This window comes from Cyclobacterium xiamenense, from assembly GCF_042140265.1.
Lineage (GTDB): Bacteria > Bacteroidota > Bacteroidia > Cytophagales > Cyclobacteriaceae > Cyclobacterium > Cyclobacterium xiamenense_A.
Window position 1 is genome coordinate 3743846 of sequence record NZ_CP159481.1, and the last position, 26802, is coordinate 3770647.

Here is a 26802-nt window from a genome sequence, read left to right on the forward strand (position 1 = left end):
ATGCCGAGATTTGACCGCATCATGACAACCAAACTACCCACATCCCTTGCCTTCGCAGCGAGCCTTTTGCTGCTCGCCTGTACGGAATCCCATGAAACTGCCAGTCGGGTATTTACCGGTGGCGTGCTCTACACCGTAAACGAACAACAACCCACGGCCGAGGCCATTGCCATTCGAGGAAATCGGATCGTATACGTCGGCGATTCAGCGGGTATACAGCCATACCTGGGACCCGAAACGGAACGAATCGACCTGCAGGGGGGTACCCTGACTCCGGGCTGGATCGAGGGGCATGGGCACTTCATGGGATTGGGCTACAACGAATTAAATCTCGATTTATCCGGCACCAAAAGCTTTCAGGAAATCGTAGCCATGGTACAGGAGGCTACCGAGCGGACACCGGCCGGCGAGTGGATTACCGGCAGGGGCTGGCATCAAAGCAAGTGGACCGAATCTCCCGGAAAGGAAGTGGCCGGTTTTCCGCTGCATCAGGCGCTTAGCGAAGTATCACCCGACCACCCGGTATTTTTGTACCATGCCAGTGGACACGCCGGTTTTGCCAACGCACGGGCCATGGAACTGGCCGGGTTGCTGCCCCTGGGAAGGGAACAGCTATCCTTATCCGAGGAGCTGGAAGGGGGCGAAATTCTCCGGGATGAAAACGGCAATCCCACCGGTGTATTCAACGAAACCGCCATGAGTTTAATCCGCCGGCACATTCCTGCCAATAGCCCCGAGCGGGACCGACAGGCATTTGAATTGGCGCTGGAGGCTTGCCACCGACACGGCATTACCGGATTTCATGACGCGGGGATTGGCGCAAAAACGGTGGAACTATACCGGCAAATGAAAAACGAAGGAAAAATGAAAATCCGTATGTACGCCATGCTGGCGGGAAGCAATCGGGAATTTCTGGACGAATGGCTGGAAAAAGGCCCGGAAATCGATAGCCTACTTACCCTCCGCTCGATCAAACTGAGTTGCGACGGAGCATTGGGCTCCAGAGGAGCCTGGCTATTGGAAGCCTACAGTGACCGCCCGGGACATTTTGGCCACGAAACCCTGCCCATGGACTACGTGTACGAAGTTTCCAAAAAAGCACTGGAAAAAGGGTTTCAAGTTTGCTCCCATGCGATTGGAGACCGTGCCAACCAGGAAGTTCTGGACCGGTACCAGGCAGCACTGGAGGAATTTCCTGAGAAAAGCAACGACCACCGCTTTCGCATCGAACATGCCCAACATCTGCACCCGGACGACATTCCCCGTTTTGCGGCCCTGGGCGTCTTGCCGGCCATGCAGGCCATCCACCTCTCTTCGGACCGCCCCTGGGCCATTGATCGTCTCGGCCCAAAGCGGATCAAGGAAGGGGCTTACATGTGGCAAGCATTGTTGCAATCCGGCGTACCCATCATCAACGGTACCGACGTACCCGTGGAACCCATCCACCCCCTTGCAAATTTCTATGCAAGCATTACCCGAAAGACCTTGGATGGCAGCCCGGAGGAAGGCTACGAAGCGGATCAAAAAATGACCCGGGAACAGGCGCTTCGAAGCTACACGCTGGACGCGGCCTACGGGGCCTTTGAAGAAACCATGAAAGGCAGTCTGGAGGTGGGCAAAGTTGCAGACTTTGTGGTTTTCGACCGCAACATCATGGAAATTCCAGAGCGGGAACTGTTGGAGACCAAAGTCCGGATGACTGTGCTAGACGGGGAAGTGGTTTACGAAGACTGATATCAATCATGCCGGCATTGAGGAAAAATCGCAGAACTATTTTTACTTTGCAACAAATACCTTTGTAAATGATCCATCGGATAATCTCGTTTAGCGTAAATAATAAATTTATTGTTCTTCTGGCGGTCCTCGCTCTGGTCATTTGGGGGCTTTTTTCCTTTCAGCGCCTGTCCATCGGTTCGGTGCCGGACATTACCAGCAATCAGGTTCAAATCATCACCGTAGCCCGAAACCTGGCCACAGAGGAAGTCGAACAGTTTATCACGTTTCCGATCGAACTTGCTGTGGCCAATTTGCCTGGAGTCGAAGAAATTCGTTCGGTTTCCAAATATGGCCTTTCCACGATTACCGTGGTCTTTGAGGAGGGAATGGGCACCTACCTTCCCCGGCAATTGATCGGGGAGAAACTGGCACAGGCGAGCAAGGACATTCCGGCGCATTTTGGTAGTCCGGAAATGGCTCCCATTTCCACCGGACTGGGCGAAATCTACCAATATACCCTGGAAACGCGGCCGGGCTACGAAGACCGCTATTCGGTAATGGATCTGAGAGAAATCCAGGATTGGTTGATCAAACGCCAGTTGACCGGGATCAAAGGCGTCGTGGAAATCAATACCTGGGGCGGCTACCTGAAGCAGTACGAGGTAGCCATGCAACCGGAAAAACTGCGTAGCATGGATGTGTCCCTGCTAGAAGTTTTGCAGGCCCTGCAGGAAAACAACGAAAATGCAGGTGGCGCCTACCTGGAAAAAAACCAAACCAATTACTTTATTCGCGGGGAAGGAATGATTCAATCCCTGGAAGACATCCGGAAAGTCGTAGTGACCAATCGGGGCGGGGTACCCTTAACAATCGATGACCTGGCAGAGGTCAGCTTTGGCTATGCGACCCGGTTTGGCGCCATTACAGGAAATGGGCAAGGGGAGAAAGTACTGGGGCAGGTGATGATGCTCAAGGGAGAAAACTCCTATGCGGTGATCAAAAACGTAAAAGAACGCATCGCTGAGGTAGAAAAAATCCTTCCGGAAGGAGTCTACATCAACGGGTTTCTGGACCGCTCCCTGCTCATCGACAAGACCACGTCCACCATTCAGGAAAACCTCATCCTGGGCGCACTATTCGTAATCTTCGTGTTGGTCATATTGATGGGTAACTTTCGCAGCGGATTGCTGGTGGCCTCGGTGATCCCCCTTTCCCTTCTTTTCGGGATTTCTTTAATGAGTCTGTTTCGCGTAGATGCCAACTTACTCAGCCTGGGTGCCATTGACTTTGGTATTCTGATCGATGGGGCCGTGGTAGTGGTGGAGTACGTGGTATATCAGATGGGCAAAAAATTCCCCGGACTGACAGGCAAAGCCCAGAAAGAGCAAGTGGATGCCCTCGTCATCGATAGCTCTCATCGGATGATGAACGCAGCCATTTTCGGGCAAATCATCATCCTGATCGTGTTTATACCCATTCTGAGCTTTACCGGTGTGGAGGGCAAAATGTTTCAACCCATGGCGCTGACGTTTATGTTCATCCTGGCGGGGGCCATGCTTCTTTGCCTGACCTACGTGCCCGTGATGGCTGCCCTGTTCGTCCGACCCTCCAAAAACGAAAGCAAGACGCTATCTGCACGAATCATCCGAACCGTACATGGCTGGTACGAACCGGTGCTGATCCGGGCCCTGAAGCATTCCAAGCTGGTTTTGACGATGGCCCTGCTTGCCTTTGGAATCAGCCTATTTATCTTTTCCCGGCTGGGTGGAGAGTTTCTGCCCACCCTGGACGAGGGCGATTACGTGATCCAGCCCGTATTGAAACCAGGCACATCCCTGGCGCAGACCATTGAAATCACAACCAGAATCGAGTCCATCCTGCTGGAAAAATTTCCGGATGAGGTAGAGCAAGTGGTGAGCCGGATCGGGGCTGCAGAAATCCCCACGGATCCCATGTCCATGGAAATGTCGGATATCATCATCAAACTGAAGGAACCGGACCTTTGGTCGCGGGCGGAGGGAAAGACCGATTTGGCAAATCAAATGACCGCCGAACTCTCCGTATTGCCGGGAATCACCTACCAGTTTACTCAGCCCATCGAAATGCGCTTCAACGAATTGCTCACCGGCGTGCAATCGGACCTGGCCATCAAAATCTTCGGAGAGGACCTGGAAACCCTCTACCGCTACGGGTTGCAAGCCGCTTCCATTATTCGCGACGTGGAAGGCATCGACAACATCAAAGTGGAGCAATTGGTTGGCCTGCCGCAGGTGTCCATCCGGTACGACCGTGACAAGCTGGCTTTGTACGGACTGGCCATCGCCGATGTGAATCAGGTGATCCGTACGGCCTTTGCGGGCAGCACAGTGGGAACGATTTTTGAAAAGGAGCGACGATTTGACCTGGCCTTGCGGCTGGATAGGAAAACGGTAAGCACGGAGGTGGTGGAGGAGTTGAGCCTGCCCCTGCCGAATGGAGAGAAAATCCTGTTGAAGCAGGTCGCAGATATCGGCTTTCAATCCGGTCCGGCACAGATATCCCGGGACGATACCAAACGCCGAATTGTGTTAAGTATAAACGCCGGCGAACGGGACGTAGAATCCATCGTTACCGACATACAAGCACTGCTGGATGCGCAGTTGGATTTGCCTACGGGCTATTCCATCGCCTATGGCGGGCAGTTTGAAAACCTAAATCAGGCCCGGGACCGGCTTATCAAGGTGGTGCCGCTGGCCCTTCTACTCATTGCCATCATGCTTTACTTTACCTTTCATTCCGTTTCCGAAACCATCATGGTGTTTTTGTCCATTCCTCTGGCGGTAATCGGGGGAATTGTGGCGCTTTGGATCCGGGGCATGCCCTTTAGCATATCGGCGGGAATTGGATTTATCGCCCTTTTTGGCATTGCCGTGCTCAACGGAATCGTATTGATCAGCTACCTGAATGATCTGGAATCGGGCGGTGAAACCGATATCCGAAAACGTATCCTGAAAGGTTGCGAAAATCGCCTACGCCCCGTGCTTCTTACAGCTTCCACCGACATCCTGGGCTTTATTCCCATGGCCTTGTCTACCTCAGCCGGGGCAGAGGTGCAACGACCCATCGCCACCGTGGTAATAGGGGGCCTGATCACGGCATTTTTTCTTACCCTGATCGTACTTCCGGTGGTGTATTACGTGGTGAAATCAAAGAAAATTCGGGGTTTTCGCCCCGGAAAGGCACTGGCCATGCTGGCCGTGCTGCTCGGTATTCCCTTTTTAAGTCCGGCACAGGAGCAGCCCCTGGGACCGGAAGAAGCCTGGACCCTGGCGTTGGAAAACAACTACGAGCTGGCCGCCGCCCGGTTCTCCGTGGAAAACCGTGCCGTTTTGACCCGAACCGGCTGGGACATTGCCCCTTCCTTATTTTTTGTCGGTACCGAAGAAAACCAGCGCAATCTGGAGGGAGATGGGGTCAACTCCTTTGGTTTTCAGCAGTACCTTGATTTTCCAGGCGTGTACGTGGCGCGAAAGAAGGTATTGGAAAAGGACCTGTTGCTGGAAGAAGACCGCTACGACCTACAGACCCTTACCTTGAAAAAGCGCTTGTACAAAGCCTTTTATCAATTGGATTACTTGCTGAAAAAGAAACGGCAATACGCAGGTTTTGATTCCCTGTACCAAAATTTGTACCGGGCCTCCGAGAAGCGATACGCCGCCGGCACCACCAACAAGCTGGCCATGGTGATGGCAAAGGCGCGATCGGAAAAAATTCGACTCAACTATTCCCAATTGGATCAGGATATCCAAATTGCCTACCGGCAACTGCAGGAAATCGTTCAGACCCCCGACACCCTGCAAGTAAACGCTCCCGAGCTGACACTGGACATGGCGACCTTTCCCCGGCTGGAAGACCATCCCTCCTACACCTACCTGCGCCACCAAAAGGAACGGTTTGCGGCAGAAACCAGACAAATGCAAAACAAACTGCTGCCCGGGCTGTACCTGCAGTACATGTTCCAAAAAGTGGATGGCATCAGTGGCTTTTTTGGCTACCAGGCCGGAATCCAACTTCCCTTATGGTTTGGCCCCTCGCGGGCACGGGTACAGGCGGCGCGTGTATCCGTCTACCGATCCGAGAACGAAATCGATGCATTCGGTATTCGCTATGAATCCGCCCTACAGCAGAAAAAATCGCTGCTGGAGAAGCAAATCAGCGAGTTGGACTATTACAAGCAGGAAGCCCTTCCATTGGCAAAAGAAATCGTCAGCACCGCACAAACGAGTTTCGACAGCGGTGAAATCGACTACCTGGAGTTCATCCGAAGTCTGGAATACGCCACCGAAATAGAGATGAACCACCTGGACCTGCGAAATGCGTATAACCAAACGTTACTTGACATTCACTATTTTACCCTGCCATGAAAATCCAAAACCTTATCTATCTTCTACTTGTGAGCGGACCAATGGCCTGCCAAGAGGCTCCTACTTCCTCCGGGGAAGCTGCCAACCCGGAAGAAGCTACCGGAAAATCCGAGGTTTGGCTCAGTCCGGAACAGGAAACCATCACAGGCATTCGCCTGGGAAATTTCATCAAACAACCCCTGGCAGATTTGGTAAAAGCACCGGGATTCATCGACTCCCCTCCCCAATACAAAGCAAACGTAAATGCCTATAGTACCGTTTTTGTCGAAAGAATCCACGTGATTGTTGGTGACGAAGTCCAAAAGGGGGACGTGTTGGTCACTGCTTCCAGCCCGGAGTTTGTAGCCATGCAGCAGAGCTACCTGGAAACCCGAAGTCAACTGGCTGCACTGGAAAGCGACTTCCAGCGGAAACAATCCCTTCGGGCGGACAATATTTCCTCCCAGAGGGAATTCGAGGACGCCCGGGCAGCCTTTCAATCGGCACAGGCGCAAAAAGCTGCACTCGAAAGTAATCTGCTATTGATGGGCGCAGACCTGGAGACCCTGGAGAAAGGTGCCCTGGCAACAAAAATGCAGATCAAAAGCCCAATATCGGGGAAAATTGCCGCCCTGCAGACTTCGGTAGGACAGCACAGCGCCCCACACGAAGCAATGATGGAAGTGATTAACAGCGAGCACCTGCATGTAGAAATGAAGGTGCTCGAACAAGATATTCCAAAAATCGAAGAAGGACAACCGGTGGTATTTACCTTGCCGGATTTTAAGGAGCAACTATTTCGAGGAGAGGTTTACCGAAAGGGGAATACCATTGACCCGGAGGGACGTTTCGTGCAGGTCCACGCGCACATGGATACAGAAGATCCCTCGTTTCTACCGGGCATGTACATCAATAGCTACGTGGTGGTCAATCAAGACTCCGTCTGGTCGGTACCTTCCGGCGCCATTGTACACGAGGGGAGCGAAACGTTTCTTTTCGTCTTACAAAAAAGTAGAGAAGGGGCAAACAACTACCTGCGGAAGCAGGTACGTACCGGCATTGAAGCGATGGGGTATACCGCCATCCTTAACCCGGACCAGGCGCTGTTTCGAGATAGTGTAGTCGTCGCCGGCACCTACTATTTGTCCAATGCACTGAATGAAGCCGGTGGGCACGACAACTAGATCAAGCCCTCTTCCATCAGTTGCTCGCCTGTTTTCACCGAACTAAGGCGCGTCAATTCCTCTTCCCTGTACAAGCGGGAACGAATCAAAAACCGAATCCCAAGTGGGATTTCCAGAGAAAAACTGCTACCCCTACCCGGAGTGGTATCCAGGGTCAATTGGGTATGTTTCCAATAATCAAATTGATCTGCATTCATAAAAAAATCACAGCCATACACCTTTCCCATCCAAATATCCTGGGACCCGATTTTAAAATCCCCTTTTTCGAAACACATGGGTGCCGATCCATCGCAGCAGCCGCCGCTCTGATGAAACATCAACTCCGAACCGTACTGCTTTCGCAGCCGATCGATTACCTCCTTTGCCTTTTCCGTGATGCACACACGGGGTACTGTCGTTGTCATTTGTTTGGTGAGTTTGGGTGAGTAGCTGGAAAAAACAATGACCGCTCCCATAGGGAGCGGCCCTTGCGTACGTTAAAAGAAACCCAACTTATTTTTATCGTAGGAAATCAGCATGTTCTTGGTCTGTCGGTAGTGGTCCAGCATCATGAGGTGGTTTTCCCTCCCGAAGCCCGATTTTTTGTACCCACCGAATGGCGCGTGCGCCGGGTAGGCGTGGTAACAATTCACCCAAACGCGGCCCGCTTTGATTGCCCGGGGCACCTGGTACAGCTCGTGGGCATCGCGTGACCAAAGTCCGGCTCCCAATCCATACATGGTGTCGTTGGCAATTTCAATGGCCTCTTCGGTGGTTTTAAAGGTAGTCACGGAGGTCACCGGACCAAATATTTCCTCCTGGAAGATCCGCATTTTGTTGTGCCCCTTAAAAATGGTCGGCTGAATGTAAAACCCGTTTTCCAAACCGGAATTTAGGCTGGCCTTGTCTCCGCCGCAGAGTACCTCTGCCCCCTCCTGCTTGCCAATGTCCAGGTAAGAGAGGATTTTCTCAAACTGATCGTTGGAGGCCTGGGCTCCCATCATGGTGTCCTCTGCCAGGGGATGGCCCATTTTGATGGCTTTGGTCCGCTCCACTACCCGCTCCATAAACACATCGTAAATGTCTTCGTGAACCAGAATTCGGGAAGGGCAGGTGCAGACTTCCCCCTGATTCAGTGCAAACATCACGGCTCCTTCCACGGCTTTGTCGAAGTATTCGTCGTCCGCATCTGCTACGGATTTCATAAAGATATTGGGTGATTTTCCTCCCAACTCCATGGTTACAGGAATGAGATTTTCGGAGGCATATTGCATGATCAGGCGTCCGGTGGTCGTTTCTCCCGTAAAAGCCACTTTGGCTACTCGGGTAGAAGTAGCCAGCGGTTTTCCAGCCTCTGGACCGAAACCGGTCACCACGTTCAACACGCCCGGAGGAAGTACTTCACCAATCAGCTCCATCAAAACCATGATGCTGGTAGGGGTCTGCTCGGCAGGCTTTACCACGGTGCAGCATCCCGCGGCAAGGGCCGGAGCGATTTTCCAGGTAGCCATCAACAAAGGGAAGTTCCAGGGGATGATTTGCCCAACCACCCCCAGGGGCTCATGCAAGGCGATGCTGACGGTGTGTTCGTCATGCTCTGAAATGGTGCTTTCGTCCGCACGGATCACGCCGGCAAAATACCGAAAATGATCGATTACCAGGGGTAAATCGGCCGCACGAGTCTCACGCAGCGCTTTTCCATTGTCCAGGGTTTCCACCCGGGCGAGCATCTCCAGGTTAGCCTCAATAATGTCCGCCACTTTGTTTAACACCCTGCTCCTTTCGGCCGCCGACGTTTTGGACCAGGAAGGAAAAGCCTGATGGGCGGCATCCAATGCTTTTTCCACATCGGCCCGGTTTCCCCGGGCTGCCGTGGACAATACCTTACCATCCACGGGGGAGGTATTTTCAAAATATTCGCCGGAAGAGGGAGCTACCCATGCACCACCGATGAAGTGGTCGTATTTTTCTTTGATCGAAGGCCTGTCTACAGGCGTTGATTGGGATACTGTTATTGTTGACATACGTTTGTTAATTGATTACTCCTCAAATTTCAGTAACTATTTTTTCAAAAAATCCACCTGACGCAGCAAACGATCCACCTAATCTGAGTTTATAGGGTTTTCTTGCTGCAGGATAACCGAGGGAAAAGGCCGGAGACCCGGTGCAAGGCGAAATGGACCGGGCGGTGATCAGCGGTCTGGGCCCGTCCGGGACGCCGCCCCATCTCCATTCTGGTTGCAGCCCTGCTTCGGAAATCTCTGTCCGGAATGGTGGGGACCAAGCCTGGGTTTGCCGCATTCAGGCGGAGCTACGAGCGTACACCTTCCAGTGGCAAACACACATTCCTCCCTTTCGATTTAAGAAACGAGGAATTGACGGGAGAGGCAATACTGGCAGTCCACTGAGAATCAACGAACTGTATGAGACGCAAGGAAGGAAGCCAACATCGAATCAATCGGGCCCCTTCCGTACGAAATACAGGGGAAATTAATCCGGTACGCCGTTTTTATGGAAGAATTGTTATGAAAAAAAAACCAAAGTACGTACATTGTTCTTCCTAGTATGTAAGCGAATGCCTAATAAACCCGTAATAGCCCCCGTACCCTGGAGAGAGGAACGGGATTTGAAGTCCCTGGTAGAAAACCGCACCACCTACACGCTCGACAATTGCGAGCTGAATATCTTTGAAACCCACCAAAAAGCTGCAAGCGTCAACCTGAGTTTTGGCGATCTGGTGCTAACCACCATGCTAAAGGGGAAAAAGGTCATGCACCTGTTTGATAAGCCGGGTTTTGACTACCTGCCCGGTGAGTCTGTCATCGTGCCTCCCGAGGAATGCATGAAAATTGACTTTCCGGAGGCCCGCTGGGACAATCCTACGCAGTGCATCGCCTTGTCCATTTCCCGGGAGATGATCGAAAATACCTTTCACCTGCTCAACGAAAAATTTCCTGACAAAATCTGGCAACAAGAATGGGGTCTGGCCAGCGATTGTTTCCATTTGATCAACACCCGTGATTTGTCCGCCGTCATCAATCGATTTATCAACATAGGCGTGAAAGAACGATCCCGGGAAAAAGACCTGATCGCTTCCCTTGCCCTTAAAGAACTGTTGATTCGCCTGTCTCAAACCCAGGCTCGGGAATTGCTTGAAAAAACTTACCGCAGCCATTCGGATTCCAACCGCCTCGCGCACGTGGTCCACTTTATCAAAACGAACATCCGGGAAGAGATCAGCGTGGACCAACTCAGCGAAAAAGCCTGCATGAGTAAAGCCCATTTTTCCCGGTCTTTCAAAAAGGAGCTGGGCATCAGTCCCTCGGAATACATTCTGGACCAGCGGCTGACCCTGGCTGCCAATTACCTGAAGCGAGGCACGGCACAGGTGCAGGAAGTATGCTTCATGTCCGGATTCAATAATGTTACTTACTTTATACGGGCCTTCAAAAACCGCTATGGAAAGACCCCAAAAGCCTTCCAAACCACCCAGCCTTAGTCCGAACGGGAGTTTTTACTGCTTAGGGAGGGATGCCTGCGGCCCTGCCGTTCGTCAGGAATCGAATCTTGGTAGTGGCCTTTTTTCAACGCGGGCGGTATAGGATATATAACATCTCTCCTAGACCCGATCACAAAATGATGCAATCGCCAATAATCTACGCTCTCGGACTTCTTCTTTCTGTACTCAGCTCACCAGTGGCGGCCCGGCAAACACTTTGGGAGCCGGTAGCCGACAAGGTTTTCCTTCAGGAAAAAAGCGAACAGGTGCCCACCGCTACCGCCGTGACCCAGGTAGCCATTGTCGGGAAACGTTCCTTTGCCGTCCTGGACGGAAAACTTCAGGAATTGAAAGAGGGAGCTCTTCAGCCAGTGCCCAACAGTCCGGCGGGAATATCCAAGGTGGAGGTTTTTGCTTCCGACCTCTGGGTTATTGCCAGCTCGGGACTGTATCGCTATGCGAAAAATTCCTGGGAGAAACTCAGCGACGATGCCTTTGTCGATGTTTGCCTGCATCTGGGTAAGGTTCATGCGGCCACACGGGATGTCGTATACGTGCACGAGATGGGAAAATTGACCAATATTGAGCCAGAGGGTGGATACCTTTCCAGCGATGTCACCATGCTGATGGAAGACGGAACGCAGCTGCTGGCCGATCCGGTAAAATTGGGTCCGGTCACCGCTATTGCCAGCTACAGCGGAACGCTGCACATTCTTCGTCCAGGAAAGTTGGTACAACTTTCCGGAAAGGTAGTCAACGAACACCTGATCGATTGGGGCAATTTGCCCTCAAAAAACACCCACGACCTACTTTCCCTGGGAAGTCGGCTATTTGTCAGTACAGACCGGGGATTGGGAGTGCTGCGCGGTGCTTCCCTGCAACAAATCAAAGGCGAAGATGGACTACCGGTAGAAGATACCCGGGAACTGGCGAAAGGATTTGACCGGGATGTGTGGATTGGCACAACCAGGGGGGCCATTCGGATGCAGGAAGACGATTGGCATTATTTCGGTGCCGACCACTGGCTGCCGGATGAGCAGGTAAACGACATCGCCGTAGGGGAAAACGAAGTATTGATAGGCACCCAGGGGGGCTTGGGTATCATCCGCTACGAGCCGTTTACCCTGCGCAAAAAAAGCGATCATTACGAACAATGGCTGGACAAATACGGGCACAAACGCATGGGATTTATCCATACCCTTTACCAATACGAAGGAGACTGGGTGCGCGAAATCAGCGATAACGACGGGGCCCATACGGCCACCTACCTATCGGCCATGAGCTACAAATACGCGGTGACTGGCGAGGAAGCGGCCCGGCAGGAAGCCGTGAATTCCTTTCAAGCCATGTTGTGGCTGGAGCGGATCACCCCCATTGATGGACTGATTGCCCGCTCCATCTGGTCACGCAAAGGAGACAGGGGCGCCATGGGGCAACGGGGCTCCGGGGGACTACCAGCCAAATGGAACGCCACCGCCGACAGCCTTTGGTATTGGAAAGGAGACGCTTCCAGCGACGAGATCATTGCACATTTTTACAGCGTGGCCCTGTTTCACGACCTTGCCGCCAAAGGGAAGGAAAAAGAATTGGCCAACGAGCACATGCGCCGAATTGCCGGCTATATCATGGAGAACGGCTGGGTGCTGATCGATGCGGACGGGCAGCCCACCCGGTGGGGACGTTGGAATCCGGAGTACCTGTTGCGCCCTTACGGCTGGTCCGACCGGGGCGTGAACGGACTGGAGGCCCTGGCATTTACCTACTCCACTTACGCGCTGACCGGAGAGGAACGCTTCAAAAAAGGATACGAACAGTTGGTAGATTGGGGTTACGCAGAAAACACGGTCAAGCAGAAAAACACCTTCCCTCCTTCCCAAATCGCCCCTTGGGACGATAACCTGGCCTTTGAGGCCTACAATACCCTGCTGCGCTACGAAAAGAATCCCAGGCTGCGCTCCTTTTACCTGAGGAGCCTGGAGCGAACCTTTGAAATCAAGCGCATGGAGAAAATCCCCTGGTTTAATTTCACCTACGCCGCCATGACGGGCAACGATGCCGATTTGGAGGCCGCCGTACAGCATTTACGGGAATGGACGCTGGATTGTACGGAACATAATTTTTTCAATTCCCACCGGGACGATTTGTTTGTGGAAGCGGGCTATACTTCCTATGAGGGCGGCCTGAAGGCCATTTCTCCAAGAGAAACCACCGTCATGCGGGGTGCCCGACGGGCCATTGTCCTGGATGGAGGTAGAAACAGCACCTTGATCATGGAGCCAACAGGCTTTATCCGGGATTATTGGATGGGACGACATTACGGGCTGATTCAGGCCCCGGAAACAACGGATCCTGGCTTGTTGGAGGTGGATAACGGTTCAGGGGAAGGCCTGGGGGCGAAGCCCTATGATGGTCCGGAACGGCCGGATTTTTTGAAATAGCAGTTCGTCGCACCTGGATTTTAGAGAAAGGCTGCGTGACCGCCCTGTATTCGGTTGCCGATAGCTACCAGAATCATTGTACTGCCAATCCGGGGGAGGACCGAATGGGCGGCTTTCCATGCCTGATTCCGCCGTTTGCTGACTGGCGGTTGGTTCTGTGCCCTGCTTAGCCTGTCTTACTCATTGCCTGTAGCCGTATCACCAAATTCTGATAAACCCTTTAAATCCCCGGTTCATCAAATAAATAGTTGGTCCGTTCATTAAAAATCACTAGAATTGCAACGCTTTACAGGAACGTGGATCCTGGGGAAACCGGGTATTCGTCCCATGGGCTGCATGTTAAAAACCTATTTTACTGGTGGTACAAGGCCTCAAAAACAGTTTTCGTTTGAAGCGTGTAATGGATTTGGACGAACGGATTTCACAAACGCCTGGCCTGGAGCCCTATTTTGAATACCGATACGCATTTCCTGTGACATTTTTAATAAAAACCCTCATGATTCACACTAATTTGTTATTTACCCCAATCAATGAAAATTCATGTTTTCGAAACAGATGACGAGTAAAATTTATGCAGCATTTACCGTTTCGGTGATTGCAACGATGTCGGTTGGGTGTTTCCCAAGTGGCCCTGAATATTTCGATGAATTGGATATCGTGTACACCAATTATGATGATTCATACGACTTCCAAAGTAAAAACACCTTCACCATACCGACCGAGGTGATTAAAATAGATCAGGAACACCTTCCTGATGATCCCGATTTTGAACCTGAATTTGTTTCCCCGGAATATGCCGAAGCAATTTTGTTCTCAATTCGCAGCAACATGATTAACTTGGGATATACGCAGGTGGAAAAGGAAGAAAATCCAGATTTGATTATTCTTCCGGCGGTATTCCAGACAGATGAACTTTTTTTCTACTACGATTGGTGGTATTGGAACTGGTTTTACCCGGGATGGGGACCCGGATGGGGTTGGTATTATCCCGGGTATTATCCTCCTCAAGTAAGCAGAATCAGAACAGGGACGGTCATTATGCAAATGACTGACCCTAACAACCAGTCTGCATCGGACAAAATCCCTGTTGTGTGGACCGGAATTGTCAATGGCCTTTTAGAGGGGAATGAAGCCACTACTACATCTCGGATCAGAACTACCATCGACCAGGCTTTTGATCAATCACCTTATCTCGGTAACTAATCATGAAAAAACTATTCTTTCTACCTGTTTTTTTGGTCCTGTTTCTGGTTGAAAAGGCCAATGCTCAGCAATCGATGTTTTCGGTTAATTACGCGGTAAGTCAACCTACAGGAAATACGGCTGATTTTATCAATCAAACTTCCGGACGAGGTTTTGCGGCAGAGTTCCACAAGTTCATCAACCGAAATATTGCTTTGGGAGGTGAAATTGGTCATGTTACCCTCTACAAGCGGGAAATAAATAAAGTGTACACCGAAGGAACTGCCTCGCTATCGGGCGTGCAGTACCGGTACCAGCAAAACTATCCGATCATGCTGTCGGGTAGCTACTTCGCATTCACGGAGGGTATTGTAAAGCCTTACGGTTCGTTGGCCCTGGGAACGGTTGCTCATAATCGACAAATCGATATGGGTGTCTTCGAATCCAAGGAAACCTATTGGCAATTCGCTATACGACCGGAATTAGGTGTCCTTATCGCTCCTTCGGAATACGTTGGGTTTAAAATTGGTGCTAAATACTACCAATCATTCGCAGGCGGTGGACTACCTGGTCAATCAACCCTTGGTTTAAATTTTGGTATCGTCTTTATCCGATGAACGGTAGATTCAATCGAAAACCATCTACTGAGTGCTCCGTGTCCTTAAAAAATTATTGACCTGCCGTGACAGGAAACCGGAAGTCCTTTCGAGGTTGCCTAGGCCGATGTAGTCGCGATTGACAGCAGGCGCTGTAGCCTGGGCCGGTTATACCGCTGCACCGCGATCGGGTAACCATTCAACAGGATATTCAGAAAAAAGAGCCAAAAGGAGTCCCTGATGCCGTATAGCAAGGCTACCAGGAGGCCGAAAATCGCGACGATAAAAAAAATGAGCAGGTGACCAAACTCCGATTGCCGGGTTTGGTATTCCAGTTTTTGTAGGGCTGCCCGGTTCTTTTTTACCGGGTTAGTCGCTTTGGTAAGTTTCTCCCAGCCGATCCAAACCAGCAGCTTCCGAAACCCGTCCACCCCGAATCGTCGGTAAATCTCCCCCCCTGCTTCCCAACGTTTGAGCGTAAAATAGCTCGATTGCAGTGGGGGTTGGAAGGTTTCGGTATAGGACAATACTGCAGTCATCAATAGAAAATTCAACACCCAGGCAAAAAGGAAGGTATGCATTCCCTGCCAGATAGCGATCCCTACCATTCCCGCGACCACAAAAAGCCAGGTAAACCCGACGATTGCGTATTTTTTTAACTCTTTCTTTTCCATAGTTTGATGCCCCGGTCCTGTGCCAAAAGGCGAAACAATCCTCGAACTCCTCAGAGGACTCCGCCGCTCTTTTGGCTGGTTTTTAAGCCCCAAATTGCTTCAGGTGGTGGTCCAGGTGCTTGAAAAACATATTGTTCCATTCTTCTTTCGATAACTTTCCGAAAGACAGGGATTCCCTGCCGTCGAAATGAGCTGCTCCCAACTCCACCGTTTTTTGCAAGTACTGAACCAGGCGTCTTTTTTCCACGTCAAAATCGCGCTCATCCGCGATGATAAAAGCCGGCGCCGTTTGAATATTTTTTTTGTAGGGCGTTTCGCTCACCACCATTTTCTTTACAAAGGCTTTAAGGATCCATCTCATAAAGAAATTGGGTTTGGGATGCTTGTTTTCAAAAGCCATTTCGTAGGTAACGTTGCAATGTGCCAACATCTGCGCCACATTCATTTTTCCCTACAGCGATTGCGTCTGGGGGGATAGGGAGTTTATCCGAGCGATCAACTCGTCTGCCACCGCTTTGTCGAAAATAACAGGTAAAGCCATATCAATTGTCGTTTGTGTTTCAAGTGTTTCCGCTTTCAGCCCAGCCAAAAGCAGGCATGGGTTCTTTCCCATTTATATTCTGAGCGAGCAAACCGCAAAGAGGCCGGAAGAAGGCACTTGCCATTCAGGTCAAATAGGCTGCCTACCCGGCTTTATCCCCCTCCTTCCATTCTCGTCCTTAGGGCATCACAAATGATACCGGCTCCGCTGCATTTGGGTGGACATTTGGGAATACCGTGTAGCCCAGCTCCGGATCAAGGTACGCATTGCTCCAGAACGAATCGCCATAGGCCCTGACAAATACGGTCTGTCCGGAGGTAAATCCGGCATCTTGTAGATCTGTTTGAGACAAGGTAAGCTCAAACGGGTTGATCTGGGCAACAAATACCGGAGAAAAGGCGCGGTAATTTTCCAGATCCAGGCTGGACTCAGTACCGAGCAAATACCGGACATACCTGCGATTTGCCGAATTACCCGCCGGTTCAGTGGTGATTCGTAGTATCAGCTCTCCAGCCAACCGTTCAACCCCCAAATCAGTAATCTCGGTGGTGGAACGTTGCCCAAGAGAAGGCGTCTCGGTAATGGGTGTGGTCGTGCCGGTGTTCTCGTGTAACACCTCGTGCTTTTTATAGGTACCGAAGCCTTCTTTTTCATACACAAGGGTGTACGTACCAAACGGCACATCGGACAATACAAAGCGTCCATTGGCATCGGTTGTAGCTGCGATTAGCGGAGAGGATCCTTCCACACGGACCTGCATGCCGGAATTGTCCAGAGCGTTGGTGCCCTCGTCGTATAGATTGACGGAACCCACGATATCTGCAGCGGTACGGGGTAGGCTGTCGGAATCGGTATCGCTTCCACAGGATAGCATCAGCAAGCCGATCAGGCTTGCTACGGGAACTGGCAAAGATAATTTCATTTGTAATTTAGTTGGTTAAGAGAAAGGTGATGCGGCTTGCTGTAAACATGTCAAAACCCTCTATTTAAATTGGATACTGTTTTCATCAAACAAAGGAGCTTCCTGCCCAATTTCCACAAACAAGGCCTTGTCCGGATTCGTCCGGTGTAACTCGAAATAGCGAATGCCACTGTTGCCCATTCCCCAGCCGGCACAAGTATGGGTAATGGGCTCCACAGCGGCCCGCTTCTCGTATGCGCGTCTTGCTTCTCCGGAAGGTCTTAGCACGTACCCGATCCACCCCCTCCCGGTTGGAATCAATCGCCTCAAAGGAACAACCCTCTGATTTTGACCAACCCTCATCCGCGGCCAAAATATCCAGCAGGTCCTCGATTTTTTTGTTTGGAAGAGAAAAAACCTGAAGGACGCGCTGTAAGGCAACCGGCTTCCCGTTTTCCATGCGCTCCACAAATGCGCCGGGCAAGGTTTCGCTGATTCCCACCCCTAGATCGGGACTTTGTTGCGCCCAAAACTCCATGCCTGCCCCGGAAATTTTCTCCCAGTTCATCCCTGCATACGGCTCCCGCAACGGTTTTTCGTGTAGCGTATGTCCACCGTTAGTTTCGTTTTCTTCTCCTTCCTCCGCACTACGACAAGCCCAAACCATGAGGAATACTAGCACATAAAACAGTACCGGATGGTTCATTGATGACGATTGATTAAAGCGGCCAAATAAAATCGGATGAATGTACGCGTTTTTTCTCTTTTTTGAAAGGGGGAGCGGGTCATTTTCAACGGATTGCTTAACGTTTGCACCCCTTCACCCAAGCGGAATAAACACAATACGTAAACGGCCGCTCCCTGGATTCAGCCCTCCTCCCCTATCGTAACTTTTCTTTGGATGGATTTTTCCAGGGAGACCAGGAGAAACAGGCCCATTTCTGCGCCCGGCTCCCGTAACCCGGGAATTCAACCCAATGGCTTCGGATGGATACAGGGCGTTTATCAGCGGTACCAGCATGCACAGCCCCTGCAACAGGATGAGCGCACCCGTATACACCGTCTATCGGAAAACGAGCCGCTCTCTCGAACCAAGGGCTGGCAAGGAAGGGCAGTTGAGCAACTAGTGGCCTGGCAGCGGGACACACACCGCGGTGGTCGGGTTCCGGGCTTTTGCCAAACACGCTTCCGGGGACAACCGGTGTATAAATAGCAAAACCGATGCACGCATCTGCCCGGTATCCCTTTCTGAAGTATCCGATTTTTTTCCGCGGCCACCGACTCTACGGTTAGGCTAATCCTTTTTCCTATACGTTTATGGTAGCGAATGGATACAGGTCGGGGAAAGCAGGCGCAGGCTATTTAGTTTCGGTCGCCTACCATACCGGATATGCCCAATGGGAAAGGAAGCAATGGATTACTTCCTCGATGCAGGCCCGGCGCGGTCCAAGCGCCCGGAACACAAATGGACTGAAATATAGCACCGAGGGGTGGCCCTACTCCGAAATCCCGTCTGGCAGTCCTAGGCGTTCTGCTTCACCGAACAGACGTACCGCCTCACGCAAGGACACCTGAAAAACGCCGGTATCGAATATTACTATTCCTGTACAAGCTTCCTGGATAATAAACAAAAAAGCGTCCAAAAATCCGATGCACAGGGGACTATCGGTTCGTTAATTAGGAAATTCTGAGGTAGGGATTACCTTTTTGCCAGGGCCGAAAAGCAGCCGAAGCCTCGCATGCTTTAGGAAAGCCGAAGCGAGCTAACCTACTACCTGCGGATGCTACCCAGCCATTGGTCTGCGATGCATTAGCAATCGTAAATACTTCCAACTCACTGAACCTCTAGCCTTTATATTTTCAGTCCGGAAACCCAACTTTCAAAAAAATAATATAATTATTTAAAGAAAATTATGTTATAAAAATTTAAAGAAAAAACAATTTTTTTCCGAAAGCAGCATTTATTTTTTAAACTATTTGAACCTTCAAAAAACGACACAAGTAAGAATTTGAAACTATAGCTATAAAAATAATTAAAAATACAAACCAAAAATCGACGTTAAATACCTGACTACCAGGATATTATATTTGTGTTTTACAAATACTATTTTTACCTTCATATACAAATAAAGGTAGTTGAATAGCCAATTACCGGAATTTTCAGACACTAACCTCCCAAACCAATGAAACGAACGATACTCTTCGTCTTTCTTTTTTCGCTATCGGCATGTTTCACGATGGTCCGTGGACAGGAAGTAGGCTATTTGATGTATGTCTCCGAAAACAAGCCCTGTGAAACCGGCAGTTTTCGGAATCATTATGCATATGAGTTTCGTACGTTTCCTGATTTTGCAACAGCGAAAGCCTATTACGAAAACTTTGAGTCTCGAAACCGAACCGATCCCTCGCATTTTTTCGGCGTCGACGATGTACGAAAAGGTCAATACTACGCAGTCATCCTGATAACCCAAACCTTTAGCAACAACTGCCAATCGGGACAACAATTCCGAAAGGCCGAGCTTCATACCTCTACTATATCGATAGCAGATGCCAAACAAAAGGCAGAAAAATGGTATCGTGGCAAAGCTGGGGTGTTGAATATAAAGTATTTGGCGGAGGGGAGGATTTAATAGCCTAAAAACGGTCAATTAAGCAAAAAAACTGGCTTAAATCGAACTTAAAAGAAATTAAGTTTTTGATCATTTTCTGATTTATTCGATGAAGAATTAAAAGTATTTTGCGGAAAACCAGATCGAAAAAAGCATTCGAAAATTTGGTAAACACTTCACCATGAATAAGAGAACCTTACAAAATTAATATTTCCCATTATTCAAACAATCCTTGCCAATATGAAAGAGAAAATTATAACAAACTGCTGCTCTACCGTCTTAACAGTCAGAATATTCAGCTTTCTTAGATTTAAAAATAGCGAAAATTCGAAAAGCATTCTGCAAAATGAAGATATATCAATCGGATCGATAATGGCTTGGTCGGGCGACCCGGCATTTTTGCCTCCGACCTGGAAGGTCTGCAATGGGTTAACCATGGCAAAAAATCAATACCCAGAACTTTACAGGGTAGTAGCATAGAACTGGACTCCTGACAGAGGCGTCAACCAAGACTTATTCAAGATTCCGGACCTAAGGCGTGTGTTTTTAAGAGGCGTTACAGGATCTAGAAATGATCAGTATGCTGACCCGGAGAAAAATGGCCGGGTGACTTTAGGGCAGAAATCATCTAAAACCCCGCATGATTAAAATGTTCAAGGCATGGGTTAGATTCCTTAATCATTTGGTTATTGCCTTGCAGCTGTTTATCAAACTATATACCTACCGGTTTAACTAACCTAGGATAAAGGAAGGGATATTTGAGAATCTAGCTGCAAGGATGCTGGCACAGCCTATCTACCCCTACCAAATATTAAATTATTAAACGTTTAATTCAAAACTAAATAAGGTGACAAGATAGTTAAAAATAATAAAAACGCTGTGTTCGATTACCAAATTAAAGCATTGAATACCAACTATTTATTTTCGAATACTTCGAATGGTTTGGTAGAAATATTTAAAAAAATGAACGGTAAAAGACCGGGTAGAAATCGGTAAAGACTCATTTTAGAAATTCGGTCTAACGCTGGATTTGTCGTTGGAAAGCAGGAGAAACGAGCAGTCTTTTTCACCAAGGAAGCAGTTTTGGTTGCAAATCTCCACTAAACTCTAAAAGGATTTAAACGATGCTATTTCAAAACAAATTAATACAAACCACTGTAACATTCTTGATTTCACTCATACCTTTTTTATTGTTGGAAGGTTTCATTATTGAAAATATTCAAGAAGTATTTAAAATCGACACGAAGAGTGCATTCTGGTTTTTCAAGATCCTTTATTTCGCAATACCCCCCGCTCTCCTTTTGATAGGTTTACTGTTTCAATTTTTTAAACCTAATATTAAAGAGAAATTCCTTAAAAAAACAATGATTGATGTAGGTGTCTTTCTTCTTTTGCTATTCCTTCTTTCAATATTCTCGCTTCACGTAAGTTACGGTATATTTTTATTTGTACTCCTATTTATCTTTGTATTAGCAAGCATTCTACTTATAGAAACCCATACTACAAACATAAAGGATTCAACAATACCGAGCGAAGACCAAAGGAACAACAAGGAAAATGTATATAAAATAAAAACTGAATTCTATTCCGTGATAGGTATCATAGTATTGTTTCTTTCATTTTACTACTTCCTTAACAAAGAGAATTCGGAGACCGTTGAAAAAGACAAAACTCCAATTGCTAAAACAACCTGTCTTTACTCTCGCGTGGACTTTATCCGTGAACATTTAAAAAAAGAGCCAACAAGTATCCATATTGAACCAGCTAAGATCGGCAACTCAATAGAAGTTGATTTAGGAGGAGCAAGAATATTCCAGGTGTTTCGATATAGTAGCTTCGCAAGAGAGTATCGAAAAAAAATTAATGAGGAATGGACCGATTACCTAAGATATGTCGTCTTTAACGGGGTATTGATTCTTTTCGCTGCGTTACTTTTCAGTGTAATTACCTACTATCAAACGTTACTTTATTGTGTATCCAACAACATTCTGGATATAGATTCAAATTCAGAGGATAAAGATGTTAAAATACCTGCCAATGAGTTTCTTTCATTAATGAGATTGTTCATAATAACATTTACGGTATTGATCATTCCCGCATATTATTCGACAAACTTCGAAAAGGATGTTTATAAAAGCCCTTATCTAAATTTTACCCGCGAAAAATCAGAAGTATTTGACATAAGTGTAAATATTCCGATCGATGATGCGTCGATTAAATACTTGGAAGCCATTTGGTCGGAACAGCAGTATTTTCAACACCGGTTTTATAATCCATTTGAAAGCGAAAATTTAGTAAGATGGAGAGGGATATCTGAAAATGAAAACAAAAAAAATATTTCAGAAATATTTAATAAACTCCCTACAGATAGAAAAAACGATGAAAACGAGGTAATAATAATGGAAAAAGACAGTATGATCACCAAAAGAAAAGAACAAAAATGAGTAAATTATATTCTGTCATAGTAGTTTTTACGTGCTTCACGCTCAAACTGGAAGGTCAACAATACTTCGAAATTTCGAGAGATAGCGATATTGAAAATAGTATAAGTGAATTGGTAGAACTTGTTTCTGTATTCAAAATATACGAATTTACATTTAGGGATAGGAATCAACTTGATAGCATCATATTTGGAGATTCAAATATTGATACGTGCATTGCAAAAATTCAGCAATTAAAAATATTAATTCAATCTACTGAAACTGAAAGATCCAGATCATCAAGATGGGAAAGAATCGTGCCGAATCTGGAACCACTAAGTGACGGACTTTTCGCGTTTAAAGGAGAAAAAGATAAAAAAATATCAGAAGAGAGGAATAAAAAGTATGCTCAACTAATAACTGAAATAAATAGTTTTTTACGAAGGATCGATCTAATCAAAGACAATATCTTTCATAACAATATCTCCACTAGGCTAACCGATAAAGTCGATTCTGTTAAGAAATCCACTCGGCGAATGGATTTTTCGCTGCGGTTAGCAAATACTAATTTAATTCAGAACCTGAACTACATAAGGAACATTGAAGTGTTGACTCATCAAGTTCACACCTCAACAACCAACATAACTGAAAAAGTAAATTCTATACAAGAATACCTAGATAGAAACCATACAACATTCTTTGGATTGGGTTTTACGGGTGCGCAAGAGTTACAGTCAATTGATTTTTTTCAGTTTAAGACAATGCCGTCTAGCCTGGTTACCGGGAAATCGAGATCAAAAATACTGTTTCGAACATCCTTTACCTTTGCTACGACCTATTTTTACAATTATTCCGAGGAATTAGGTGTTTCCGCTACCGCTGGGGGATATATTGCCGAAATCGTCGGAGTAGAGGTAGGTGCAATAAGGCCTAACCAAACCAACCTTTCCTTTGTAGGTAGGGTATATTTTATTTACAATAGGCATATATTGTTCTCCGCAAACTACGACCCATTAAGAAAGTTTGGCATCTCCGTTATGTATAGTTTTAGAAGATAGATTTAAAAATAGGCGCATTTTAACGGTTATATTTAATAAACGTTGGTTCAAGATATGTAAGTGGCAATATTTTATGACAAGTAGTATTTAAACACCAAATCAGGTTGATATCTCCAGAAAACTTGCTTTACCCCCGATACAGAAACATGCGTTTTCCCCTTTACTTTTACTAATTTACATCCTTAATCGGCACTATCAGTACGATTCACCCTTAAGAATACAGCCTAAATGAACATCACTCAGATAGAGTCCAACCTGCAACAGCTCATAAGATCGGTTTCAAAGGACATGTTTATTTATGAACTGCTTTTGGCGTATGGGTTACCGAAGGCGTCTTTTACCCGCTTGCAGAAAATAAACGAGATAGGCAATTTTATTCGTTACTCCGATTTACAATTTGGACAAATCTCGTCACCGTGGTTATTTAAAAACCTCTTTTAAGCAGCATATTGCAATTTATTTTCTATTATGTAGAGGTAGCGCCTAACAAAGGATGTATTTGTATCATCGAGGCCGAATCCATGGAATTTTTATAAACATTTTTGCTGCGATCAACTATCGGACAGACTGCTTCTTCAGCCGAAAACTTTCCGCCCACCAGGACATTTTAAGTTCATTACCCATCCTAAGAATAAACAACGTTGATCATGAGAAATCTGTTACTTGCTCGCGTAGTCCTCATGCTCTTTTCGTGTGGGGAAGATGAACCCAATCCGTATGTGGTAATACCCTACGAGGTAACGGAGGTACAAACCGATCTTTTTCGATCCTGGGGCTTTCTGTACATTACCGATCGGATAAGAAACCGGCACGACCACCCGCCAGCGGATTTGGTTCGCTTCAGCAGCGAAGCGTTGTTTGGGCGCATTCGGGTCAGTTTTACCACAGACCCGTCAACGATACCAGCCGATGCGGCGATGTGGGCTTTTTATTTCAGGGATTGGCGCGCACATGGTCCAATAGCAGGCCTTTTACCTCGGCAACGGTTCCCAGCTCCAGGCCTCCATCGGTAGCACCGGTTATCCAATACAGGACCATCCCTGCGTCGGAACAATCCCATTTGCCTTTTTGAAAGTTGACCACATCGTCCACTTCGGCTATCTTCCCCATCAACCACACCCATTGGATTCTGGGGTCCTGGTGATTTTTGGCCCAATCCCACTGGTCAAGATCAACCTTAAGGTGAAGGTTTTGATCCGGAATCCGGACCTCTTTTACGCCAAAATCTAAAATCTGCCGCCAGGAGTAAAAATCACCTGCGTTATCGTTTGCAGGATGGTGGGTAAGGACGTTTACAAAGGGGTGTTTGCGGAAATCGGAGGCCTCCAACGCCAAACCGATGATATCCGGCTCCCCCGCTTCGATGATCCAAAGCGGATTATTGGCAGATGATTCGTTGATGGCCCTCGCCAGGTCCTCAACCGTCTCCTGTTGCTCCCACAGCGCATCAAAAAAGGTCAGGGAATCAAATCCTCCCCATCGACGGGCCGTCCCGTCACAAGCGGCCTGCATCAGGTAATGCCGTTCATGTTCCGCCCTTTCTGCTATTCTATCGCCCCGCACCAGATCGCAGCTATGCGAATAATGCACCAGCCGCTCTGTCAGTCCCGCGGCCCGCAGCAAGGCCAAAGAAACTGCCGTACCTCCGAGGTCATCCGGATCGGGTGAGTTCCCATCGGCAACAATCGCCAGCCGACCCTCCGGCGGGGAAATCACTACCGGCACGGTGTCTCCGGTTGCCCCGAAACCGTTGCTCCCCGGAAATCGCGCTTCTCTGGTAGTCCATGCGTGAGGATCGGTTTTGGAATAGGTATCAAAACTTTCTGCCGCAGTTTCACCTACCGCACCGCTCTCCCCGGCTACCAGCCCTTCGGAAACAGGGGCTGACTCCCGGGCAGGTAAATGGGTGAAAATTCCAACCAAGACAAACAAACACGGATAAAAACCGATTATTTTCATACTCCTTCCTACGTTCATTGGTAGATGCATTGGACATAATTCGATACGTTTTCAATCGTACCTCTTCGCGCTTTTAACGTGATCCGAACACGCACTGGAAATTTATTTCCGGTAGTAAAGGTAGCTTTTGTTTTGAATTTTACCCGGCTGGAGAATAGCAAAAACGGAGGTATCCGGCAAGCCTGCTTCCGGAATAATCTCAGCGGAGCGGATAGGATAGGATACCGAACCGGTGGCTTAAAAATAGTTTCCTTCGCAGGAATCAAGCGATCTATTCCACTTTTTCCCCGGTAGTTCCCTACCTCCCTGATACAGAACCAGACCTACTACCTTGCCTTCTTTTTTCTGAAACGATACCTTTGCCTCCACCACTGTCAGATAAAACAGCGAATCGCTTTCGGGATACAGTTCCAGCCGGGGCTGTTGGCTGGCCTGCAAATACATCTGCTTTCCTTCCCGGGTAATCGTAATGGAAAATTCGGGGGCCAGCGCATATACACCCACGTAATCCTCCAACGTAGATTTGGGTACATCCACGGCCTGACTGCCGGATTTGAGATCTGCCAATGTCGACCCGGAGTCGAGCAGGTAAAAACCAATATCGTCCGAGCCCGTTGAAGAGTTGGTGAGCAAGACCAGGCCTTGCCCCGTTTCTTTCACAAACCCGACAAATGCCCGGTATCCCCCGGTACCGCCGTTGTGCCAGATAACATCTCCTTCCTTTCCCTCTTTGATGTGCCAACCCAAGCCTACCTTCATATCTCCCGCTTTGTCGTGTCGAACCTTGTGGGACAAATCCATAGCAGCAGCCAAGGGACTGTCGATGAATCCCAAATTGGCCGCAACAAACCGGGCCATATCGAAGGCGGAGCTTCGAATTGCTCCGGCTCCCGCGAGCGTTGGAATGTCCCAGTTTTCAACCACCCGTCCCCCGCTATGCCCAAGTGCCAGGCTTGCCTGCATTCGCTCCGTGAGTCGGATTCGGGTGTCTGCCATGCCCAGGGGATCGGCAATGACCTGCATCATTAACGCCTCGTAGGTTGTATCCTGGTTTTGGGCAAGGATATGTCCCAGCAGCCCCTGGGCAAAATTGGAGTACTCATAAGCGGAACCTGCTTCCCGGCTGGGTACATAGCTTGAAATAAAAGCATATAGCTGATCCTCCGTGTAATCGGCAAAGGGATTGTTCGGATTGGCTGGAGTAAAATTATCCGGCATGTGTGGAAAGCCGGAGGTATGGTCCGCCAGGTGCCCCAAAGTCATCGGTGCGCTACCTTTTTTACGGGCAGCCACCCCTTCCGGTAGAAAGCGATTTACCTCGTCTTCCAGCCGAACTTTTCCCTCCAGCACCTGCTGAGCAAGCAGGATTCCGGTAAATGCCTTGGAAATGGATCCGATTTCAAAGATGGAGTGTTCAGTTACCGGAATGCCGTCCGCAGCGGTTTTCCCAAAACTATGGTAACTGATGCCGGAGGAATCGATCCATGCCAGCGCCATTCCCGGAGTAATCCCGGTAGCAATACGTTTTTCAATCGTCTCCAATACCTCGGGAGGAAGCGTATGCAGGCTTTTTTTTGAAGGACCGGGTTGACCGGTCGCCTGAAACAGGGCAGCCCATACAAAAATACAGGTGAATGCTATGTATTTCATAGAGAGGGTAGGAT

General features: G+C 48.5%; 20 protein-coding genes. 12 read left to right on the top strand and 8 right to left on the bottom strand.

All coding sequences use genetic code 11. From position 1 onward, the window contains the following. From ABWH99_RS15215 to ABWH99_RS15225, 3 genes are all read left to right on the top strand, one after another. Nucleotides 1-1734, top strand: a complete 1734-nt coding sequence (locus ABWH99_RS15215; RefSeq protein ID WP_375582704.1) for an amidohydrolase — start codon at nt 1-3, stop codon at nt 1732-1734. Nucleotides 1735-1802: 68 nt separating this feature from the next. Further along, a complete protein-coding gene (locus tag ABWH99_RS15220; RefSeq protein WP_375582705.1) occupies nt 1803-6119 on the top strand; it encodes a CusA/CzcA family heavy metal efflux RND transporter in 4317 nt (1438 codons plus the stop codon). Beyond that, nucleotides 6116-7282 (top strand): efflux RND transporter periplasmic adaptor subunit, encoded by a 1167-nt coding sequence (locus ABWH99_RS15225; protein WP_375582706.1) that lies wholly within the window; start codon nt 6116-6118, stop codon nt 7280-7282. Before ABWH99_RS15220 ends, ABWH99_RS15225 begins: the two co-directional genes overlap by 4 nt. Here ABWH99_RS15225 and ABWH99_RS15230 read toward each other — a convergent pair. After that, the gene (locus tag ABWH99_RS15230; RefSeq protein WP_375582707.1) at nt 7279-7686 is read right to left on the bottom strand and encodes a DUF779 domain-containing protein; all 408 of its coding nucleotides are present in this window, start codon (nt 7684-7686) and stop codon (nt 7279-7281) included. The genes ABWH99_RS15225 and ABWH99_RS15230 overlap by 4 nt on opposite strands. A 72-nt stretch (nt 7687-7758) precedes the next feature. After that, entirely contained in the window at nt 7759-9285 is a 1527-nt protein-coding gene (locus tag ABWH99_RS15235) for an aldehyde dehydrogenase family protein (protein WP_375582708.1), read from the bottom strand. Between the two features lie 551 nt (nt 9286-9836). Here ABWH99_RS15235 and ABWH99_RS15240 point away from each other — a divergent pair. The 4 genes from ABWH99_RS15240 (at nt 9837) to ABWH99_RS15255 (ending at nt 14997) form a co-directional block, all read left to right on the top strand. Further along, a complete protein-coding gene (locus ABWH99_RS15240; protein ID WP_375582709.1) occupies nt 9837-10760 on the top strand; it encodes a helix-turn-helix domain-containing protein in 924 nt (307 codons plus the stop codon). Between the two features lie 137 nt (nt 10761-10897). Continuing rightward, complete coding sequence (locus ABWH99_RS15245; protein ID WP_375582710.1) at nt 10898-13198, top strand: hypothetical protein; 2301 nt, start codon at nt 10898-10900, stop codon at nt 13196-13198. 555 nt (nt 13199-13753) lie between these two features. Further along, nucleotides 13754-14401, top strand: coding sequence for a DUF4136 domain-containing protein (locus ABWH99_RS15250; RefSeq protein WP_375582711.1), 648 nt, complete (start codon nt 13754-13756; stop codon nt 14399-14401). A 2-nt stretch (nt 14402-14403) separates the two neighbouring features. After that, complete coding sequence (locus ABWH99_RS15255; RefSeq protein WP_375582712.1) at nt 14404-14997, top strand: hypothetical protein; 594 nt, start codon at nt 14404-14406, stop codon at nt 14995-14997. 98 nt (nt 14998-15095) lie between these two features. On the opposite strand, the gene ABWH99_RS15260 is transcribed toward ABWH99_RS15255, so the two are convergent. The 4 genes from ABWH99_RS15260 to ABWH99_RS15275 all read right to left on the bottom strand — a co-directional run bounded on the left by ABWH99_RS15260 (nt 15096) and on the right by ABWH99_RS15275 (nt 17798). Continuing rightward, the gene (locus ABWH99_RS15260; RefSeq protein ID WP_375582713.1) at nt 15096-15650 is read right to left on the bottom strand and encodes a hypothetical protein; all 555 of its coding nucleotides are present in this window, start codon (nt 15648-15650) and stop codon (nt 15096-15098) included. Nucleotides 15651-15732: 82 nt separating this feature from the next. Next, entirely contained in the window at nt 15733-16095 is a 363-nt protein-coding gene (locus tag ABWH99_RS15265) for a DUF1569 domain-containing protein (RefSeq protein ID WP_375582714.1), read from the bottom strand. Nucleotides 16096-16369: 274 nt separating this feature from the next. Then, a complete protein-coding gene (locus ABWH99_RS15270) occupies nt 16370-17113 on the bottom strand; it encodes a carboxypeptidase-like regulatory domain-containing protein (RefSeq protein ID WP_375582715.1) in 744 nt (247 codons plus the stop codon). Between the two features lie 85 nt (nt 17114-17198). Further along, nucleotides 17199-17798, bottom strand: coding sequence for a hypothetical protein (locus tag ABWH99_RS15275; protein ID WP_375582716.1), 600 nt, complete (start codon nt 17796-17798; stop codon nt 17199-17201). A 195-nt stretch (nt 17799-17993) separates the two neighbouring features. On the opposite strand from ABWH99_RS15275, the gene ABWH99_RS15280 reads away from it, so the two are divergent. The 5 genes from ABWH99_RS15280 to ABWH99_RS15300 all read left to right on the top strand — a co-directional run bounded on the left by ABWH99_RS15280 (nt 17994) and on the right by ABWH99_RS15300 (nt 23179). Continuing rightward, entirely contained in the window at nt 17994-18305 is a 312-nt protein-coding gene (locus ABWH99_RS15280) for a hypothetical protein (RefSeq protein ID WP_375582717.1), read from the top strand. A gap of 970 nt (nt 18306-19275) precedes the next feature. Further along, entirely contained in the window at nt 19276-19722 is a 447-nt protein-coding gene (locus ABWH99_RS15285; protein WP_375582718.1) for a hypothetical protein, read from the top strand. Between the two features lie 351 nt (nt 19723-20073). After that, nucleotides 20074-20181, top strand: coding sequence for a tail fiber protein (locus ABWH99_RS15290; protein ID WP_375586584.1), 108 nt, complete (start codon nt 20074-20076; stop codon nt 20179-20181). A 686-nt stretch (nt 20182-20867) separates the two neighbouring features. Beyond that, nucleotides 20868-22145, top strand: coding sequence for a hypothetical protein (locus ABWH99_RS15295; RefSeq protein ID WP_375582719.1), 1278 nt, complete (start codon nt 20868-20870; stop codon nt 22143-22145). Beyond that, on the top strand, nt 22142-23179 hold the full coding sequence (locus ABWH99_RS15300; RefSeq protein WP_375582720.1) for a hypothetical protein: 1038 nt from the start codon (nt 22142-22144) through the stop codon (nt 23177-23179). The genes ABWH99_RS15295 and ABWH99_RS15300 overlap by 4 nt, the downstream gene beginning before the upstream one ends. Nucleotides 23180-24112: 933 nt before the next feature. Here the strand turns inward: ABWH99_RS15300 and ABWH99_RS15305 are convergent. Both ABWH99_RS15305 and ABWH99_RS15310 read right to left on the bottom strand, forming a co-directional pair. Next, complete coding sequence (locus tag ABWH99_RS15305) at nt 24113-25138, bottom strand: hypothetical protein (protein WP_375582721.1); 1026 nt, start codon at nt 25136-25138, stop codon at nt 24113-24115. 237 nt (nt 25139-25375) lie between these two features. Next, the gene (locus ABWH99_RS15310) at nt 25376-26788 is read right to left on the bottom strand and encodes a serine hydrolase (protein WP_375582722.1); all 1413 of its coding nucleotides are present in this window, start codon (nt 26786-26788) and stop codon (nt 25376-25378) included. Nucleotides 26789-26802: the final 14 nt, after the last annotated feature.

Excerpts from the sequence above, each read along its gene's own strand:
- ABWH99_RS15215 (WP_375582704.1), top strand. The coding sequence starts at position 1 with ATGCCGAGATTTGACCGCATCATGACAACCAAACTACCCACATCCCTT.
- ABWH99_RS15220 (WP_375582705.1), top strand. The coding sequence starts at position 1,803 with ATGATCCATCGGATAATCTCGTTTAGCGTAAATAATAAATTTATTGTT.
- ABWH99_RS15225 (WP_375582706.1), top strand. The coding sequence starts at position 6,116 with ATGAAAATCCAAAACCTTATCTATCTTCTACTTGTGAGCGGACCAATG.
- ABWH99_RS15230 (WP_375582707.1), bottom strand. The coding sequence starts at position 7,686 with ATGACAACGACAGTACCCCGTGTGTGCATCACGGAAAAGGCAAAGGAG.
- ABWH99_RS15235 (WP_375582708.1), bottom strand. The coding sequence starts at position 9,285 with ATGTCAACAATAACAGTATCCCAATCAACGCCTGTAGACAGGCCTTCG.
- ABWH99_RS15240 (WP_375582709.1), top strand. The coding sequence starts at position 9,837 with ATGCCTAATAAACCCGTAATAGCCCCCGTACCCTGGAGAGAGGAACGG.
- ABWH99_RS15245 (WP_375582710.1), top strand. The coding sequence starts at position 10,898 with ATGATGCAATCGCCAATAATCTACGCTCTCGGACTTCTTCTTTCTGTA.
- ABWH99_RS15250 (WP_375582711.1), top strand. The coding sequence starts at position 13,754 with ATGACGAGTAAAATTTATGCAGCATTTACCGTTTCGGTGATTGCAACG.
- ABWH99_RS15255 (WP_375582712.1), top strand. The coding sequence starts at position 14,404 with ATGAAAAAACTATTCTTTCTACCTGTTTTTTTGGTCCTGTTTCTGGTT.
- ABWH99_RS15260 (WP_375582713.1), bottom strand. The coding sequence starts at position 15,650 with ATGGAAAAGAAAGAGTTAAAAAAATACGCAATCGTCGGGTTTACCTGG.
- ABWH99_RS15265 (WP_375582714.1), bottom strand. The coding sequence starts at position 16,095 with ATGAATGTGGCGCAGATGTTGGCACATTGCAACGTTACCTACGAAATG.
- ABWH99_RS15270 (WP_375582715.1), bottom strand. The coding sequence starts at position 17,113 with ATGAAATTATCTTTGCCAGTTCCCGTAGCAAGCCTGATCGGCTTGCTG.
- ABWH99_RS15275 (WP_375582716.1), bottom strand. The coding sequence starts at position 17,798 with ATGAACCATCCGGTACTGTTTTATGTGCTAGTATTCCTCATGGTTTGG.
- ABWH99_RS15280 (WP_375582717.1), top strand. The coding sequence starts at position 17,994 with ATGGATTTTTCCAGGGAGACCAGGAGAAACAGGCCCATTTCTGCGCCC.
- ABWH99_RS15285 (WP_375582718.1), top strand. The coding sequence starts at position 19,276 with ATGAAACGAACGATACTCTTCGTCTTTCTTTTTTCGCTATCGGCATGT.
- ABWH99_RS15290 (WP_375586584.1), top strand. The coding sequence starts at position 20,074 with ATGGCTTGGTCGGGCGACCCGGCATTTTTGCCTCCGACCTGGAAGGTC.
- ABWH99_RS15300 (WP_375582720.1), top strand. The coding sequence starts at position 22,142 with ATGAGTAAATTATATTCTGTCATAGTAGTTTTTACGTGCTTCACGCTC.
- ABWH99_RS15305 (WP_375582721.1), bottom strand. The coding sequence starts at position 25,138 with ATGAAAATAATCGGTTTTTATCCGTGTTTGTTTGTCTTGGTTGGAATT.
- ABWH99_RS15310 (WP_375582722.1), bottom strand. The coding sequence starts at position 26,788 with ATGAAATACATAGCATTCACCTGTATTTTTGTATGGGCTGCCCTGTTT.